This window comes from Rhizobium sp. P1_E1 (assembly GCF_056406015.1).
Genome location: NZ_JBFUAY010000027.1, coordinates 36632 through 53876 on the forward strand (window position 1 = coordinate 36632; position 17245 = coordinate 53876).

14 protein-coding genes and 2 pseudogenes are annotated in these 17245 nt (G+C 60.6%); 8 read left to right on the forward strand and 8 right to left on the reverse strand.

Annotated elements, in window-relative coordinates:
• Positions 1-25 precede the first annotated feature (25 nt).
• Positions 26-946, reverse strand: a complete 921-nt coding sequence (gene dapA, locus AC1D1Z_RS12735) for a 4-hydroxy-tetrahydrodipicolinate synthase (RefSeq protein ID WP_477850716.1) — start codon at positions 944-946, stop codon at positions 26-28.
• Positions 947-955: 9 nt separating this feature from the next.
• Positions 956-1105, reverse strand: a complete 150-nt coding sequence (locus AC1D1Z_RS12740; protein WP_327209638.1) for a hypothetical protein — start codon at positions 1103-1105, stop codon at positions 956-958.
• A 146-nt stretch (positions 1106-1251) separates the two neighbouring features.
• Here AC1D1Z_RS12740 and AC1D1Z_RS12745 point away from each other — a divergent pair, with 146 nt between their 5' ends.
• Entirely contained in the window at positions 1252-2247 is a 996-nt protein-coding gene (locus AC1D1Z_RS12745; RefSeq protein ID WP_477850718.1) for an alpha/beta fold hydrolase, read from the forward strand.
• Positions 2248-2288: 41 nt separating this feature from the next.
• On the opposite strand, the gene AC1D1Z_RS12750 is transcribed toward AC1D1Z_RS12745, so the two are convergent.
• Together AC1D1Z_RS12750 and AC1D1Z_RS12755 are read right to left on the reverse strand one after the other, a co-directional pair.
• On the reverse strand, positions 2289-3293 hold the full coding sequence (locus AC1D1Z_RS12750) for a ketopantoate reductase family protein (protein WP_477850720.1): 1005 nt from the start codon (positions 3291-3293) through the stop codon (positions 2289-2291).
• 149 nt (positions 3294-3442) lie between these two features.
• Positions 3443-4294 carry an oxidoreductase gene (locus AC1D1Z_RS12755; protein ID WP_477850722.1) on the reverse strand — a complete coding sequence of 284 codons (852 nt, stop codon included), beginning with the start codon at positions 4292-4294 and terminating at the stop codon, positions 3443-3445.
• 126 nt (positions 4295-4420) lie between these two features.
• On the opposite strand from AC1D1Z_RS12755, the gene AC1D1Z_RS12760 reads away from it, so the two are divergent.
• Both AC1D1Z_RS12760 and AC1D1Z_RS12765 read left to right on the forward strand, forming a co-directional pair.
• Positions 4421-5308 carry a LysR family transcriptional regulator gene (locus AC1D1Z_RS12760; RefSeq protein WP_477850724.1) on the forward strand — a complete coding sequence of 296 codons (888 nt, stop codon included), beginning with the start codon at positions 4421-4423 and terminating at the stop codon, positions 5306-5308.
• Positions 5309-5477: 169 nt separating this feature from the next.
• On the forward strand, positions 5478-6452 hold the full coding sequence (locus tag AC1D1Z_RS12765) for an alpha/beta hydrolase (RefSeq protein WP_197729116.1): 975 nt from the start codon (positions 5478-5480) through the stop codon (positions 6450-6452).
• 70 nt (positions 6453-6522) lie between these two features.
• On the opposite strand, the gene AC1D1Z_RS12770 is transcribed toward AC1D1Z_RS12765, so the two are convergent.
• The 3 genes and pseudogenes from AC1D1Z_RS12770 to AC1D1Z_RS12780 all read right to left on the reverse strand — a co-directional run bounded on the left by AC1D1Z_RS12770 (position 6523) and on the right by AC1D1Z_RS12780 (position 10872).
• The gene (locus AC1D1Z_RS12770) at positions 6523-7146 is read right to left on the reverse strand and encodes a carboxymuconolactone decarboxylase family protein (RefSeq protein WP_018241667.1); all 624 of its coding nucleotides are present in this window, start codon (positions 7144-7146) and stop codon (positions 6523-6525) included.
• A 63-nt stretch (positions 7147-7209) separates the two neighbouring features.
• Positions 7210-8744, reverse strand: a pseudogene (locus tag AC1D1Z_RS12775) (sensor histidine kinase).
• Between the two features lie 160 nt (positions 8745-8904).
• Positions 8905-10872: a helix-turn-helix domain-containing protein gene (locus AC1D1Z_RS12780; RefSeq protein WP_477850726.1), complete on the reverse strand. Its 1968-nt coding sequence runs from the start codon at positions 10870-10872 to the stop codon at positions 8905-8907.
• Between the two features lie 117 nt (positions 10873-10989).
• Here AC1D1Z_RS12780 and AC1D1Z_RS12785 point away from each other — a divergent pair, with 117 nt between their 5' ends.
• Together AC1D1Z_RS12785 and AC1D1Z_RS12790 are read left to right on the forward strand one after the other, a co-directional pair.
• Positions 10990-12234 (forward strand): MFS transporter, encoded by a 1245-nt coding sequence (locus tag AC1D1Z_RS12785; RefSeq protein WP_477850728.1) that lies wholly within the window; start codon positions 10990-10992, stop codon positions 12232-12234.
• Positions 12231-13622, forward strand: coding sequence for an amidohydrolase (locus AC1D1Z_RS12790; protein WP_477850730.1), 1392 nt, complete (start codon positions 12231-12233; stop codon positions 13620-13622). Before AC1D1Z_RS12785 ends, AC1D1Z_RS12790 begins: the two co-directional genes overlap by 4 nt.
• A 64-nt stretch (positions 13623-13686) precedes the next feature.
• On the opposite strand, the gene AC1D1Z_RS12795 is transcribed toward AC1D1Z_RS12790, so the two are convergent.
• Entirely contained in the window at positions 13687-14091 is a 405-nt protein-coding gene (locus AC1D1Z_RS12795; RefSeq protein WP_018447001.1) for an Imm6 family immunity protein, read from the reverse strand.
• A gap of 393 nt (positions 14092-14484) precedes the next feature.
• Here AC1D1Z_RS12795 and AC1D1Z_RS12800 point away from each other — a divergent pair, with 393 nt between their 5' ends.
• The 3 genes and pseudogenes from AC1D1Z_RS12800 to AC1D1Z_RS12810 form a co-directional block, all read left to right on the forward strand.
• Positions 14485-15531, forward strand: coding sequence for a LacI family DNA-binding transcriptional regulator (locus AC1D1Z_RS12800; protein WP_018446999.1), 1047 nt, complete (start codon positions 14485-14487; stop codon positions 15529-15531).
• Positions 15532-15540: 9 nt separating this feature from the next.
• On the forward strand, positions 15541-17154 hold the full coding sequence (locus tag AC1D1Z_RS12805; RefSeq protein WP_477850733.1) for an acyl CoA:acetate/3-ketoacid CoA transferase: 1614 nt from the start codon (positions 15541-15543) through the stop codon (positions 17152-17154).
• Positions 17147-17245, forward strand: a pseudogene (locus AC1D1Z_RS12810) (enoyl-CoA hydratase/isomerase family protein); the annotation flags it as partial. The gene AC1D1Z_RS12805 and the pseudogene AC1D1Z_RS12810, both read left to right, overlap by 8 nt.

The following is a 17245-nucleotide window of genomic DNA, read 5'->3' on the forward strand; positions in this document are numbered from 1 at the left end:
CGCCAGAGAGGAAAATATAAAAATCTCATAGGGATAGCGCCATCCTCGTGCTGCTTTCGTCAAGGAAAGGCGCAAGCGCCTCGCCGATGGCCAAACACACCTCCGGCTCGGCCGCGACAAGCGGAAGGCGAAGCTCGGCCTTCAGCCCGCGCATCAGCCGCAGCGCATACTTGATCCTCGCCGGATCGCCCTCCGGCCCGAGCGCTGATATCAGCGGTAGCAACCATTCCTGCAGCGAATGCGCGGCCGAAAGGTTCCCGGCCCGGGCCGACTGCTGCATCGAGGTGAAGAGCCGCGGCACCACATTGGCGCCCGACGAGATCGTGCCGTCGCCGCCGGCGATGGTGAAGGCGAGCGCGGAAGGATCGTGCCCGGCAAAGAAGCGGAAGCGCTGCCGCAGGATAGCCGAAAGGCCGACGAAGCGAGCGATGTCGCCGGTGGCGTCGCGGATGCCAAAGATTCCCGGGATGACGGCCAGTCTGTCGAGCGTTTCCGTCGAAAGATCGCTCGCCGTCTGCGCCGGCGCATGGTCGATGATGACGGGCAGTCCGCTTGCCGCCGCCAGCTGCTCGAAGTGGTGGACGATGCCCTGCTGCCCAGGCTTGGAATAATAGGGCACTGTGACGAGCGCTGCTGCGGCGCCGAGCACTTCCGCCTCGCGGGTGAGCGCGATCGTGCTGTCGGTGGAATTGGTGCCGGTGGCGGCGACGACCGGCACGCGGCCGGCCGCAGAGCGGATGACGAGATCGATTACCTCGGCGCGCTCCTGCTGCGAAAGCGTCGGGCCTTCCCCCGTTGTCGAGCAGACGGTGAGCCCGTCGACGCCGCTGAGGATCTGCCATTCCGCAAGCGCCCGGAGCGCCGGCCTGTCGAGACAGCCATGACGAAACGGCGTGATGAGAGTGGTGATCGCGCCGCCAAGGCGCGGCATTCTCGCCGTTTCCACGGGCCGGCCTCAGAGCCAGCCGAAAACGACGACGTAGAGCTCGACGCAGGCGAGCACCACGCCGAAGACGATCAGCGCTCGGGCAGTGCGCTTCTCGCGCATCCGCCGGCTGCCGCGCGTGATCCTGTAGGGGTGAAGGGATTTAGAATCGGAGGACATGACATATCGCATGGCATTTGACCTTTGCAGTGATGGCGAAAGCCTACTGCTGCGCGCGATAGGAAATCCATTCGGGGCACGGGGCGAAAATATAGGAATGGCATAAAGGTGATGGCAGTAATTTCGAAGCGCGGTGTCGGAAAAGCATGATCGCCGCCGTCCTTGCGGTATCGACGCAAACACGGAGCAAGGACATGTCGAAAATGACGCTGATTTCGATGATCGCAACGGCTGCCGCATTCCTCGCCGCGCCCGATATATCAGGTGCTGACGGTGGCACGCCGGCGAGCGAGGACAGAAAGGCCGTGGCGCCGATCGTCAGGAAGGGAAGCGTGCCGGTCAACGGCATCGATTATTATTACGAGATCCGTGGAGAGGGCGAACCGCTGCTGCTCCTTCACGGCGGCCTCGGGCAGATCGAGATGTTCGCGCCGGTCATGCCTGTTTTCACCGACCACCGGCAGGTGATCGCCGTCGATCTACAGGGCCATGGCCGCACGCCCCTCGGCAAGCGGCCGATCGAGCTTCCGGCCATCGGCGCCGATCTCGCGATCCTGGTGAAGCAACTCGGCTACGACAAGCTCGACGTCTTCGGTTATTCCTTCGGCGGCGGGGTGGCGCTGAACATGGCGGCGACCGCGCCCGATCGGGTGCGCCGGCTGGTGATACTCTCGGCGCCCTATGCGCAGAACGGCTTCTTCCCGGAGATGCTACCGCAACAGGCGGCCGTCGGCGCTGGTATGGCCGACATGATGAAGGACACGCCGATGTTCCTCTCCTACAAGGCGGTGGCGCCCGACGTTTCCGAATTTCCGAAGCTGCTCGACGCCATGGGCGCGCTGATGCGCGAACCCATCGACTATAGCGATGCCGTCACCAAGCTCACCATGCCGGTCATGCTGATCTATGGCGATGCCGACATGATCCGGCCCGAGCATATGATCGACTTCTACCACAAGCTCGGCGGCGGTCTGCGCGATGCAGGCTGGATGCGGGAAAACATGTCGAGGAACCGGCTGGCGATCCTGCCTGATCTCACCCATTACGAGACTTTCGCCTCGCCCCTTATGGCGAATATGGCAATGACCTTCCTCGATGGCGGCGGCAAGGCGCCGAACTGGGCCGAGCAGGTCGGAAAGTAAGTGAAGACGGCCGGGCTTTCCGGTTGCCTTTCCCTCTGCGATCAGCTGCCGCGCTGGTTTTCCCTATCCAATTGCGTCACCAGCGCCAGGATCGTTTCCGAGACTGGCGTCGGCACGGCACTCAGGCGTCCGAGCGTCACTACCATGCCGACCAGCGGCGTGATTTCGAGCGCCTTGCCGCCGATCAGGTCCTGCAGCATCGATGTGCGCACGGCGCCGATGTGGCGCGATTGTTCGAGCCGCTGCTCGACGGTCATGCTGAAACGCGCGCCCAAGGCCTCGCCGACGGCGCGGACCTCGTTCATCACCTTGCCGACCGTGGTCGAAAGTGCCGGATCTGCCATGATGTCGGTCATCAGCGCCCTGGTCAGCGCGCTGATCGGGTTGAAGGCGGTATTGCCCATCAGCTTGTTCCAGATCTCGTCGCGGATAACAGGCGTCGTCGTGATGTTGAGGCCGGCGTCGGTCAGCACCGCGGCGATCGCCTCGAGATCGGGCGAGATCTCGCCCGAGGGCTCGCCGAGCACGAAGCGGCCGTTGTTGGCAAGCTGGATCTCACCGGGATTGATCACCTCTGCGCCTTGATAAGCGACACCGCCGATGACCCGTTGCGGCCCGATCAGCCGCCAAAGCCTGCCGCCGGGATCGAGCTCGTCGAATTGCAGCTCGGCATGCCTGCTCAGGGTATCGCGGTGAAAATACCACCACGGAATGCCGTTAAGGATCATGACGACGCGGGTACCTTCCTTGAGGAGGTTTGCAATGCCTTCGGCAGCGGGTGCCAGCTGATGCCCCTTGAGGCCGGTGATGACGAGATCCTGCGGCGGCAATGTCTTGGGATCGTCGGTCGCCGTGAGGCGGACATTGAGCGGCCTTTCTGCATCGGCTTCGCGCAGGCTGAGACCGTTGTCGCGAATGGCGTCGAGATGGGCTCCGCGCGCGACGACGGAGATGGTGGCGTCGTTTCCGGCTTGGCTTGCAAGCTTGACGGCGATAGCGCCGCCGAGTGCGCCAGCGCCATAGATGCAGATGGACTTGATGGACATGCTCGCCTCTTCATGGTGGTGGTCGAACCTAGATCTAGGTCATTCCAGACGTGAGGCGAATGCTAATTTGCCGCATCATGGGTTTTCTTGCGGTCACAGCGGCGCTGCCGCCGCATTCCCGAGATCTGGGATGCGGCGGGCAGTGCCCTTCAGGCCAAGGCCGTTACATCGCTTGGAAAATCCGTGGACAGCGCGAGCTGGCGCCAGGCGGCAAGTTCCTTTTCGACGCTGGCATGCTGCTGCTCGATGACGGCCACCGTGTCGCTGCCGAACGGCATCCGCAGCGGCGGATTGGCCGAGTTGACCATCGTCATGATGCCGGTGGCGAGCCTGGCGGGATTGCCGGGCTGGGCATGGTTGGCGTCGGCGGCGAAACTGCGCATGTTGCCGGCCGGCGTGCCTTCGTAGTCGGCGATGGAGGCCGGGCTCACCGCCAGCGACGTGTCGGCGAGGAAATCGGTGCGGAAGAAGCCGGGCTCGACGATCGTCACCTTGATACCGAAAGGTTCGAGTTCGGCGGCCATCGACTCGGACAAACCTTCGACGGCGAACTTCGTCGAGCCGTAGACGCCCCAGCCGGGATAGCCGAAGTAACCGCCGATCGAGGAAAAGTTAAGGATGTGGCCGGAACGCTGGCGGCGCATATAGGGCAGCACGGCGCGCGTCACCTTCAGCAGACCAAAGACGTTCGTGGCATAGAGCCTTTCGATCTCTTCGGCAGTGGCTTCCTCGACAGCGCCGAGCAGGCCGTAGCCGGCATTGTTGGCGAGAACATCGATGCGGCCGAAGCGGGCGATGCCGGCAGCCGCGGCCTCTTTCGCTTGTGCCTCGTTGGTGACGTCGAGGGCGACAGCAAGCAGGTTCGGATGATCACCGAACTGCTCGGTCACGGTCTTCGGGTTGCGGGCGGTGGCGATGACGGCATCGCCTGATGCGAGGGCTTCCTTGGTCATCAGCGCGCCGAAGCCGCGGGATGCACCAGTGATGAACCAGACTTTCATGACGAATTCCTCTCGATAACTGTTCGGTTGGCGTCGCATCTCTGTGCTGACGGGTTGAATTTGACCGAAAATCCGTTGCTGTATAAGATTTGTTATTCTTGAAACTATGATGAGTGTATTTCAGTAATGCGAGCCACCGAACTGTCCGAACTTGCGGCCTTCGCGGCGGTCGCGCGGCATAAGAGCTTTCGGAAGGCGGGTGAGGAGCGGGGCGTCACCGCTTCCGCAATCAGTCATGCCGTGCTCAATCTCGAAGACCGGATCGGCGTTCGCCTGCTCAACCGCACGACGCGCAGCGTTTCGCTGACCGAGGCCGGCRAACTCCTGGTCTCGCATCTCGATCCGGCCTTCGGCGAGATGGCAGCAGCGCTCGATGCCCTGAACCGCTACCGCGATACGCCGTTCGGCAAGGTGAGGATTAATGTGCCGAACTCGATCGGCCCCTTCGTCATCGGCCGCATCATCGGCCCCTTGCTCAAAAGCAATCCCCATTTGCAGCTGGAGATCAACGCGACCGACAGGCTGGTCGATATCGTCGAGGAGGGCTTCGATGCCGGCATCCGCTTCGGCGAGCGCGTCACGGAAGGCATGATCGCGCTGCGCATCAAGCCGCGCATCCGCTTGGTCGTCGTCGGTTCGCCCGCCTATTTCGAGACCCGGCCGAAGCCGACGATACCCCACGAACTCAAGCGCCATCTCTGCATTCAGAACATGTTTCCGTCAGGTGCGCGCTATGCCTGGGAATTCGAGAAGGATGGCCAGACCGTCAGCTTTCAGCCAACCGGACCGCTGTCGCTCGATGACCACGAACTGATGATGCAGGCGGCACTTGGCGGTGTCGGCCTTGCCTATATCTGGGAGCCGCGCGTGGAGAAGGCGATCGCCAGCGGAGAGCTGATCCAGGTGCTGGACGACTGGTGCCAACCGGAGGAACCGCTCTATCTCTACTATCCGAGCCGCCGCCACATGTCGGCGGGCTTCAGAGCAGTCATCGACGCGATGAGAGCCGAGTAAAAAGGTCGGGATTCGCATCGCTCACCCTTTTGACTTCGCCGCGTGAACTGGCCAAAGATACTGCCATGGCCGTCATGGCCCGCATCATCGGGAGAGGTTGATGAACCGTCGGATTTTGCCAACTGCCAATCGAAGAGGACTAAAGCGGCCCAGCGGTCTGTTTCCTGCGCTGGCTGCGCTGATGCTGCTCGCCTCGGCGGCGGTCGGGCGGGACATCGGACCGCAAAGCCAAATCTCGCGCGAGCAGGTCGAAAAATTCATCGGCCTCTGGAAAGATCACTTTGCCGGCGCCGATAGCCTGCAGCAGCGGCGGACAGCCTTCAGGACGCTGATGGAGACGACGCCGGGACCGACGCGCATCCAGGTTCGGCAAGTCGATGCCGACGGCGTCGATGCCGAGTTGATGTGGCCCGCTCGTCTTCATCATCCGATCGGCCAAAGGGTGATCCTCTATGTTCATGGCGGCGGCTTTTCCAGCGGCTCGATCCGCACGCACAGCCTGCTCGCGGGATCTCTCGCCAAGGCCGCGTCCAGCGACGTTCTTCTCATCGATTATCGGCTGATGCCCGAATATGCTTATCCCGCGCAGATCAACGATGCGCTGACGGCCTATCGTTGGCTTCTCGACAACGGCTATCGCAACGAGAACATCATCGTCGCCGGAGACGGCGCTGGCGGCAATATCGCGATCGAGACGGTGCTGCGGCAGATGCAGGCGGCGAAACCGCTGCCGGCTGCCGTGATCGCGCTCAGCCCCATCACCGATCTTGCCGCGACGGGCGGCTCGATGACATCAAATGCCGGAAACGACCCACTGCTCGGCAAGGCTGAGATCGAGACGCTGCGCAAGACCTATCTCCGCAGCCGGTCTCCGACCGATCCCCAGGCATCGCCGCTCTATGCCGACATGGCCGGCTTTCCGCCGCTGCTGCTGCAGGTCGGCTCCGGCGAAGTCCTGCTGGATGATACGCTACGGCTCGCCGACAAGGCGCACCAGGCGGGAGTGGATGTCACCACCGAGGTCTGGCCGGGCATGCCGCATCAGTGGCAGCTGTTTCCCTCTTTGCTCGACGATGCCGATCGGTCGAGCCAGAATATCGCCGAGTTCGCGATCCAGCATTTTGCGGACAAACCGCAGGAGTAGAGGCCGCAGGAGTGACGGCCTGAGGAGTTGGAGCCGCAAGAGCACACGCCGGACGCTCTCCGTCATCGCATCATTGCGATGTGCCGCGGGACGGTGAGGGCGCCAGAGGCCGCTCGACTTCCCGGCCGACGCTGAGCGTCTTTCGCACATTCGGCTCCAGCCGCTCGATATAGGCGTGGTCGGGTGCAGCGCCCAGCGCATCCAGCATTTTCGAGAAGAAACACCGGGCCGCTGCCGCAGCGGTGACGTCGAAGACATCGGCATCGCTCAGCCCGTGTTTTTTCAGGCCATCTATATCCTGCTGTGTCACCGACGTCGCATCGCGTGCCACCTTGGCGGCAAAGGCCATGATCGCGCGTTCGCCGGCATCGATCGGCGCCTTCTCCGTCTCGTTGACAACAGCTGTCAGCCCGTCGCTGGTGAAACCCTCGCGCAGCAGCACCGAACCGTGTGCCAGCATGCAATACGAGGATTTCAGCTCTTTTGCCGCCGCCAGCGTCACCAGTTCATAGCGCCGCAGGCTCATATGGCCGCGAATGCTCGAAAGCAGCGCTGCCCAGCTCTCCATCACCTCCGGCCGGTGGCCGAAGGCCCGGTACATGTTCGGCAGATAACCGTAGTTCGCCTCGGCCGACGCATACATCGACGTCGTCTTCTCGCTGGCGGATGCATTGGGGGTGTGAATGAAAGCCATGGCATGATCCTCCTCTATTGTGAGAAGGATAGGGTAGATATGCAGGACAGCAATCCTGAAACATCAGGCAGCGTCACCGGTCGCGGAAGCGTTACCACTTCTCTTGATGGGAAGGGTTACGGTAAATGTCGATCCGCATCCTCTTTCGCTTCGAACCTCTATCGAGCCGCTATGCAGTTCAACGATCTGCTTCACCAGGTTGAGGCCGATACCCGTTCCGGCAATCCCGGTCGACGTCCGGGCACGAAAATAGCGCTGGAACAGCCGTGGCACGTCTTCTGGATCGATCCCCACCCCGTCATCGCTGATGGAAACTTTAACGTTTCCTGTCTCCGCCCATGCCGTGACGCGAATTTCCGATGTTCCAGGCGCGTATTTGACGGCATTGGAAAGCAGGTTGGTAAAGACCTGTGCCAAAGTGCGGGGATCGGCATCGATGAACTCCGGCAGCCCATCGATATCCAACACAAAACTGTGCGACTTTGCGATCGTCGACTGCCGCTCGCAACAGGTTTTTATCAATGATCTCAATGCGCAGGCGTCGTAATTGATATCGATCTTGCCGGCATCAAGGCGTCCGCTGACAGGATGCTCTCCATGAGATCGACAATCCGGTTCACCGATGCGCGGATTTGATCGACCTTGTCGCTGAGAAATTCGGGCTCGACCGCCCCCCTTTTTCGCAGCAGCCGCTGGGCAGCAGCGTCGATGATTGCAAGCGGGGTCCTGAATTCATGGGATGCCATCGCCACGAATTGCCGCTGCAATTCGTTGATGTTCCGCTCCTGCGCCAGCATGCGCTCGAGTTCCCGCGCCTGTCGCTCGACTTCCGCCGTGCGGCTCTTAACCGTCGCTTCGAGCTGATCATGATGTCGGCGCAGCTCTTCGGCAAGTCGAACGGTCTTGGTGACGTCCTCATGGGTGGCCACGTATCCACCGTTTTGCATCGGATTGTGGGTGATCTTGATAACGCGCCCATCGGCCAGGACGATGTTCTGGCTGGCCGGCGCACCGCGGGCTGTCGCTTCGAAGACCACGTCAAAATAGGTCGTGGTATCGGCCGGGCCATTTCCCTCCCGGCTGCGATAGGCCAGGATATCCACAAGCGGCGTTCCCGGTTGCGTCAGAAGGTCCGGCAGATTGTACATCCGCGCGTAGGAGGCGTTGCACAATATCAGGTTCTTGGTCGAATCGAACATGCATAGCCCATGCGGCATGTTGCTGAGGGCTGCGTCGAACCGGCGATGTTGTTCGGTCAGGCTGTCTTCGACCCGAATGAGAGTCGAGATGTCTTCGTAACTGAGGATCCAGCCTCCATCCCTCGATGGGGCGCAGGTCAATGAGACCATTCCTCCGTCCGAAAGGGCAAACTGAGACGTGGGCGGTCCACCGACCATCGATCGCCGGGACGCCACCGCACGGCAGTCTGCAGTGCCCGGCAATCCGTCGATATTCATGCCTTTGCGAATGGCTCCTTGCGGAAGGCCGAGAATATCAAGCGTGCGTGAATTGAAAGCCGTCACCGTACCGGCAGGATCAAGCAGAACAATGCCCTGAGGCAGGCTCTCCAGAATGGATTCAAACGAGTGTAACATCATCCGGCCCTGCTTCAGATCTGGCGCGTTTGCACGTATCCGTAGCATTCGTCAGAAACGATAAAGTTTCGCTAATGTCTACCGGCGGGAACTCCTCGACGGAAACCTGGAGCACACGCCTGATCCGGAATTCTTCTGTCGTTTGCGATAGGCGAACCAGYGTTCAAGCGGAAGCTGCTTTGGTTCTGCCGGCAGGCTGCGGAGAACCGTATGTCGACTTCAGGTGGAACGCCAGGCTGAGCAGCAGATAATCGTCCTTATTGTCGATGTCCTTGCCCATCAATAGCTGCGCCCGCTGCAGCCTTTGATAGAGGGTGTTGATGTGTATGCCGAGGGAGGCCGCTGCCTTGGACGCTGATTTTCCGCTCTCGATGTAGATTTCCAAGGTCCTTAGAAGGGCGTCGCCGTTTGCTTCATTCTCGAAGGGAGCGAGTATCTGATCTGCGAATTCCAGGATATCAGCAGCGGATTGTTTGCGCAGCAGTCTGTCGATGCCGGTCTCGCTGTGCATGAGGATGCCCGGCCGATGCCGCATGCCCATGAGATGCGCGGCCTCGACAGCCTGGGCGGCGGCTTCGGGATAACGATGGGGCGCGCTTTGAATCAGGCTCGCCCCGCAACACCATCCCTCCGCAGCCGCCTGGTCTCCGATGGATTCCAGGTTCGTCCTCAGGGTTTCCTCGGTGGCGGCGCAGAACAGCAGGAAGACGCCTTCGTCCGTATAGAACGACAGCTGGTTGCGGATCGTCGCCGCCTTCAATGCCTGCTGCAGTGTTCTCTGCAGGAACAGGCTCTGGTTCTGGGCGCTCTCCTGCTCGTGCCTGACAAAGATGATCTGGCAGTACTTCCTGATCTGGAAGCCGAACCGGACGGCTCCGCCAGACGTGACGAGATCATCCCTTCCCAAGGCCTCGAAGTGCTTCCGTCTCTTGCTGTTGAGGATTTCGTCCTGTGACGCGCTGCGGACAATTTCGAGCGCTACGAAAGCGGACACCACGCCCAAGATCGCCGCGGCATAGCTTGCATTGTCGCCGCGCTCGAAACGAAAGGCTCCGACGACGTCGTCGGCGACACGGACGGGATGCACGAGGACGGCCTCCGTGGTCTTCGGCTCCTTCCATTCCTTGGACCCGAACGTCGTTCCAAAAATATCGGCGTAGTGGAAATCGATGCCGTAATGCGTCGCTATTTCCTCGAGATGTTCGCTGAGTGGCCGGTGGTGCGTGAAGATGGAGAGGATGTCGTCATGGGCCGAGAGCGAGCGCGCCAGCTCCGCATTGCGCTTTTCGATCTCCAGCCGCATCCGGTTGATGCTTTCATTCGATCGGACGGCCAACTCGTAGGCCTGCGACTTCTTGTAGGCGATGGCAAGCTGCGTCGCGACGGCTGCAAGCAGGCTTACGCTGAATTCACCATAGGCGGACCCCTCCCGAAACGACATGACTGTCAGCGTTCCCAGCGTCGTCGTGTCCGTCCTGATGGGAACGCAGATAAGGCTGTGAGAGAGGCGCTGTTCGGACAGAAAACGAACGTTCGGCGCACGCAGGTTCGCATGAGCATCCCTGATATCTTCCGGGGAGTTCAGCAGGACGGGCGTTCCGGTTGAGAACACGCTGCCGGAGATCGATTCTTGAGGCGTGGTGCGGTAATTGTAATAATCGTCGTCGAAGCCGACCTGAGACACCGGAATGAGGAGATCCGACGCCTCGTCGTAAAGTCTCAGTACGCCAGCATCGCTCGCGGCTATCACACTCAGCGTCTGCTCGATCGCGTTCATGTTGATCTCGTTCGGATCGAGAGAATCGAGGACATTGCGATTGATGGCATTCATGGCCTGGACCGCGCGGTTCTGAAAGCGGATGACCGCGCTAAGCACTATCTTCTGCAGGCGGGCGAAGACGGTTTCATAGTGGGCGCCGGGAATCCGCACCTCGCAGACGGCCCCTGCAAAATAGGAAATATCGGCGGTCAATATGGCATCGTCCTCGTCGCGGCGGTGGCTGAAGGTGATCGTAGGTTCCGACGCGTCGGTGTCCGGAATCGTCGGTCGACCCGAAGCTCGCCGCCAGCTTACGTGCGGTCGGCTCGACAAAAGCAAAAGCGAACTCTCGATTTCGTCTATGATCGTCATGTGGCACCCATGTGTCTTTTCACACAAATAAACTGAGTGTGATGTGTGTTTCAACATCCAAAAACGGCTGCTCACATATTAAGCATGTTTTATAAACGCTCAAAAGGGGAGCATCCCATGCTTAGACAAATCAAGCGCAGGCACATTATCGTCGCGATGCTGTTCATCTGCTGGGTCGTCGGGTTCCTCGACAAGACCGCGATCAACATCGCCATCATTCCGATCGTCGACGAGTTCCACCTGACCTCCGAACAGTCCGGGATGATCATTAGCGCATTCTTTCTCGCCTATTCTCTGACGCAGCTCATCGGGGGCTACCTTGTTGATCGGCTGGGAACCCGCTCGGTCCTGACCTCGGCAGTCGGCATCTGGTCGATCGGCACGGTCGCGTGCGGCGCCGTCGGCTCCGCGATGGGGCTGGCCGTGTCGCGCGTTCTGGTCGGAATGGGCGAGGCTGTGTTCCCGGCGGGCAGTTCGGTCGCCATAACCGAGAACTTCAAAAAGGAGAGCATGGCCAGGCCGAAATCGGTCATTCAGTCGGGAGCCTCTGTCGGCTTTGCCGTCGGTTCGCTGGTAACCACGGCCTTGATCGCCTACTTCAACTGGCGTGTCATGTTCATCACCCTCGGCCTGGTCGGACTGGCCCTTGCGATCCTGCTCTATCTGGTCATGAAACCGATGGTTGGCGCGGCTTCGATCTCCGCCGGCCCGAAAAAGGCAAAGTCGGAAAAAGCCCGGATCACGGCTCTGCTCAAGAACTCGCTGACCTGGAAGATCGCCCTCTGCTACTTCTTCACGAACATCGTGTTCTGGGGTCTCCAGTCCTGGCTTCCGTCCTATTGGGTGAAGGTCAAGGGCATGAGCATGATGTCGATGGGCGCCTACTCGGCAATCCCGCCGACGCTCGGCTTCCTGTCCTTCCTGTTCTGCGGCTGGCTGCTCGACCGCTATTTCCACAAGAAGGAAAAGTACCTCATCTGTATCGGCGCGCTGGTGTCGGCGGTGTTCATCTATCTGATGGCCAACGCTACATCCATCCCGCTGGCCTTCTTCTATCTGACGGTTTCAAACGTGTTTCTGAACGCGATCTCGATCAGCGTGTTCGTGACGATCATGAAGCACTACCCCAGCCACTCCGTGGGGACCGCGACGGGCCTGATCAATTCGCTCGCCCAGATCGGATCGTTCGTCTCGCCCACAGCGATCGGCGCCATCCTGCAAGCCACGGATCAGAACTATCAGACAGCCTTCCTGGCGATGATCGGCTGCGCCATCGTGACCCTCGCCGTGGCAGCAACGCTTCCGGCCGGAAGCAAGGAAGAGCTGGTCGCAGATCAAGCAATTCCAGGACTGGTGAAATGACATATAACGACATCATCGAGCGCGCTGTCACCGACAAGGCGGAGGGGCTGCAATCGGCAGCGAATGAAATCTGGTCCTTCGCCGAAATCCGATATGAAGAGTACAAGTCGGCTGCACTTCTGGCCGACATTCTCGAAGCGGAGGGATTCTCAGTCGAGCGCCAGGCCGGGGGAATCGAGACGGCTTTCGTCGCGAGCTACGGTAGGGGACAGCCCGTTGTGGCGATCCTGGGCGAGTTCGATGCGCTGCCCAATCTCAGCCAGGAGGGCGACGTCGCGGGATACAAGCCCGTCGTCCCCGGCGGCAACGGCCATGGATGCGGGCATAATCTGCTGGGTGTCGGTTCGCTTGCCGCCGCCATCGCGCTCAAGGCCTGCAAGGACGAACTCGGGCTTGCCGGTACGATCCGCTTCTACGGCTGCCCTGCCGAAGAAGGCGGCGGCGGAAAGGCCTTCATGGCCCGAGAGGGATTGTTCGATGGTGTCGACGTCGCCTTCACATGGCACCCGTGGGATGAGAACCTCGCCTACCATGCAAGAATGCTGGCGACGAACCAGGTCTATTTCACTTTCCGTGGTGTGAGCGCACATGCGGGCTTCGAGCCCCATCTCGGGCGAAGCGCGCTCGATGCAGTCGAGCTGATGAATGTCGGGGCAAATTTCCTGCGCGAGCACATCGTCCAGGACGGCAGAATTCACTATGCGATAACGGATACCGGCGGAAAGGCGCCCAATGTCGTGCAGTCGCAGGCCGAAGTACTCTACAAGGTCCGCGCGCCGCTGATGGATCAGGTGCGGGACATCACCGAGCGGGTCAAGGACGTGGCTCGTGGAGCGGCACTGATGACGGGAACGGAGGTCGAAATCACCTTCGATGCAGCCTCTGCCGACCTCATACCGAACGCCACGCTGGCAGGTGTGATTCACCAGGAGCTCGACAAGATCGGCGGAGCGTCCTTCTCGAACAGCGAGAAGGAGTTCGCGGCGGAGATCCAGAGGACTTTTCCGAGGGATGTTCAAGCGCGCATCGAGAAGCGCGGGACGATCCTCTCCGGACATGTCAACGAGTTTCAGGAAAAGCCGACATTTCTCCATGGCTCGACCGATGTCGGCGACGTCAGCTGGATCGTTCCCACCGGACAGGTCTATATGGCGACATCAGCCTACGGAACGCCTCCGCATAGCTGGCAGATGGTTGCGCAGGGCAAGACTTCCTACGCGCATAAAGGAATGCTTCAGGCCGGCAAGGTCATGGCCGCCGCCGCCGCCAGATGTCTCCAGGACAGCGAGTTGATCGGCCAGGCGAAGCAGGAATATCTCAGGGAGCTCGGAGGCGCTTCCTACAGGCCTCTCATCCCGCTCGAGACGAAGCCGATGAAGGTCCGCTAGGCAAATGCGGACGGTTATGTGAGCCATGGAATAGCTGCGAGCAATAGCGAGCGGCGAGGGGACTTCAGCCGAGTTTGGCCAGTTGCTCGTCCAGAAGGTCAAGGCTGTCCTCTCCCACTTCGTTGACATCACTCGGCATGGGTTCACCTGTCTCCTGATAAACAAGCCAGGCGACGTACATGGCTGCTGTCGTCAGCGCGTTCCAGCCGTCTTCGCTGGGCTTTCCCACTGCCTCGGAGAGCCGGCGGAGCGTCCCGTGCTCATCGTCGCTGTAGATGAGGTCGGAGAAGTACCGGCCTGTCAGGCGTCCGCCATCACCCCAGGTACGGATTGCCGCCAAGGCGGCCTTGGTTTCGGGCGCGTCGGGTTCGGTGCGCTCGATCTGTGCGACCAAAACCGCGGCGATCGCTGCCAAGCGCCGCGCCTGTTCGCGTGGCGGCAGAACCGTCAGCTCGGCGCGCAATTTCATGTCTCCATGGTCTCCACTGGGCTTGTCACAACGTCTATCAACACAGAATAGAGGCCCTTCCTGCTTTTGGCAGAAGGTCCGCCGATTACGCCGCATTGATCGCTTCGACGGAAATACCGGGCGAGCCTGAATCCTCTACATTTTTGCTGCCAACGCATCGGTCGGTCGTGCGCCACGCACGATTCGCAGGTCGAAAAATATCGACATATGCCTCTCAGTTATGATCATTTTTTAGACCGTTCCAATTTTCGGGACGAGATTCCGGCAGTCGGGGGGGCAGAAATTTGCCGCAGATGCTTCTAATGTATAACGGTTCGTATAAATTTCGCTTGACGGAATTGGAACGTTCCAAATATTTAGGTAATCATTCGACGTTGGCGTCGGGAGGAAGACGTGACAAAGGCGCGGGTAACCGTCATCGACATTGCGAAAGCCGCAGGCGTCTCGAAATCGACGGTTTCGCTGGTGCTTCAGGGTTCCTCCCTGGTCAATGAGGGGACGCGTTCCAAGGTCAATGCCGTGATGCGCGAGCTGGGCTACGTCTACAATCGCGGCGCAGCCAATCTTCGGCAGGCCAGTGCCAAATCGAGGATCATCGGGGTCGTCGTGAACGACCTGACGAACAGCTTCTTCGCGGAACTGGCAGTCGGCGTCGACATGGTTGTTCAGTCGGCCGGATTCGTGCAGTTCCTGTCGAACACCAGCGAGAGCATCGACAGGCAGCGCGAGGTTGTCGCATCGATGCGGGAGCATGGTATTTCGGGGCTCATCGTGTCGCCGGCGCGCGCCACAGATGCCGCAGACTTCAAGCCACTCGTCGCGGCAGGGATTCCGGTGGTGGTGGTCGTTCGAAGCCTGCCTGGCGCCAAAGTCTCGTCCGTCGTCTCCGACAACCGGGCTGGCATGGTGTCTGCGGTCAAGCACTTGGCGGAGCTTGGTCACAAGCGCATCGCTTTTCTCGGCGGCTTTCCCGACACCGCTGTCTTCGACGACCGCCTTGCCGGTTACCGAAGCGGCATAGAGGCAGCCGGGCTCGACTATCACCAAGAACTTGTCATCTCGTCGGCGCCTTCGCGAGCTGGCGGGGTGGAGGCGATCGGAAAAGCGATCGTTCTTGCCGACAAACCCACGGCAGCCGTCTGCTTCAACGATGCCGTAGCCTTCGGTGTTTGCGACGGATTGCGTGCGCGCCGTCTGGAGCCCGGCTCCGACTTCGCGGTCGTGGGTTTCGATGACGTCATCGAGGCTCAGGCGGCGGTTCCCGCACTCACAACGGTTTCGGTCGATCCGCAGGGCATTGGGCGCCGCGGCGCGCAACTGCTTCTCAAGCAGATCAATGCGGGCAAGGCGGAGGCGGAGACTGTGACAACAGCGGTTCGGCTGGTTGTTCGCGAGAGCTGCGGAGCCCGCAAGAGCGTAAAAATCGAAACAGGATTCTGAGTAACGCCAATGAACAAGCATCTCACCTCGACCGAAGCGGCCGCGCTGATCCCGGATGGCGCTGTTGTAACGGTGTCTTCCTCGAGCGGTCTCGGTTGCCCGGACCTCATGCTGAAGGCGATTGGCGAACGTTTCGATGCGACCGGCCATCCCCGTGATATCACGACCCTTCATCCGATCGCTGCCGGTGATATGAGTGGCATCAAGGGCGTCGACTATATCGCCAAAAAGGGGCTGCTCAAGCGCATCATTGGTGGTTCCTATCCGTCCGGCCCGTCGTCATCAGAGCCGCCGCTGATCTGGCAAATGATCACCAACAACGAAATCCCGGCCTACAACATCCCCTCAGGTATCCTCTTCGACATCCATCGCGAAGCCGCCGCGAAGCGGCCGGGCGTCCTAACCAAGATCGGCATCGATACATTCGTCGATCCCGAGCGGCAGGGTTGCGCGATGAACGGCCTGGCTTCGGAGCATCCGGTGGTCAAGCGCGTCAGCTTCGAGGGCGACGACTGGCTGTTCTTTCCCTCGATCGTCCCTGAGGTTGCCATCATCCGCGCCACCACCGCCGACGAGCGCGGCAACCTGACATACGAACATGAAGGCGCCTACCTCGGCGGCCTCGATCAGGCGCTGGCCGCACGCAACAACGGCGGCATCGTTATCGCCCAGGTCAAGCGGATCACCAAGGAAGGCTCGCTGAAACCACATGACGTTCGGGTGCCCGGGATGCTGGTCGACTATGTGGTCGTCGATCCGGAACAGAAGCAGACGACGCAGACGCAATACGATCCGGCAATTTCCGGGGAGATCTTCCGCCCGCTCGATAGCTTCAGCGTTCCGGAGTTCAATGTTCAGAAAGTCATCGCGCGTCGCGTCGCGCAAGAACTTCAGGCGGGGAGCTGCGTCAATCTCGGCTTCGGCATCTCGGCCAACGTGCCGCGCATCCTGCTGGAGGAAGGGCTCCACGGCGCCGTCACCTGGGTCATCGAGCAAGGCGCGGTCGGTGGGGTGCCGTTGCTCGACTTCGCCTTTGGCTGCGCCTCGAATGCCGACGCCTACATGCCGTCTCCCTATCAGTTCACCTATTTCCAGGGCGCAGGCTTCGATGCCTCGCTGCTGTCCTTCCTCGAGATCGGCAAAGACGGTTCGGTCAACGTCTCGAAGCTCTCGTTCCGGCCGCATGTGACGGCTGGCGCCGGAGGCTTCGTCGACATCACGGCGCGGGCAAAGAAGATCGTCTTCTCCGGCATGTTCAATGCCGGAGCGAAACTTTCGATCGCCGATGGATCTCTTCTCATCGAGAAGGAAGGCAAGTTGAAGAAGCTCGTGAACGAGGTGGAACATGTCACTTTCAGCGGCAGGCGCGCGATCGAGCAGGGGCAGGATATCACCTATGTCACCGAGCGGTGCGTGATGAAGCTGACGCCTGGTGGTATCGTCCTCACCGAGATTGCGCCCGGCGTCGATCTCCAGTCTCAGATCCTCGATCAGTCGGAGTTTCCGCTGATCGTCGCGCCCGACCTGAAGGTCATGGACGCAGCGCTCTTCGCGGAGGCAACCATCGGCCTGTCGCTTCCGGCCAAAAGGGCACGGACGCTGGAGGGCAGCTTCCATGGCTAGCGGAACAGTCAGAATTGATGTCGATGGACATGTTGCGACGCTGACGATTTCTCGTCCGGAAAAGCTGAACGCGCTCGACCTCGACATGCTC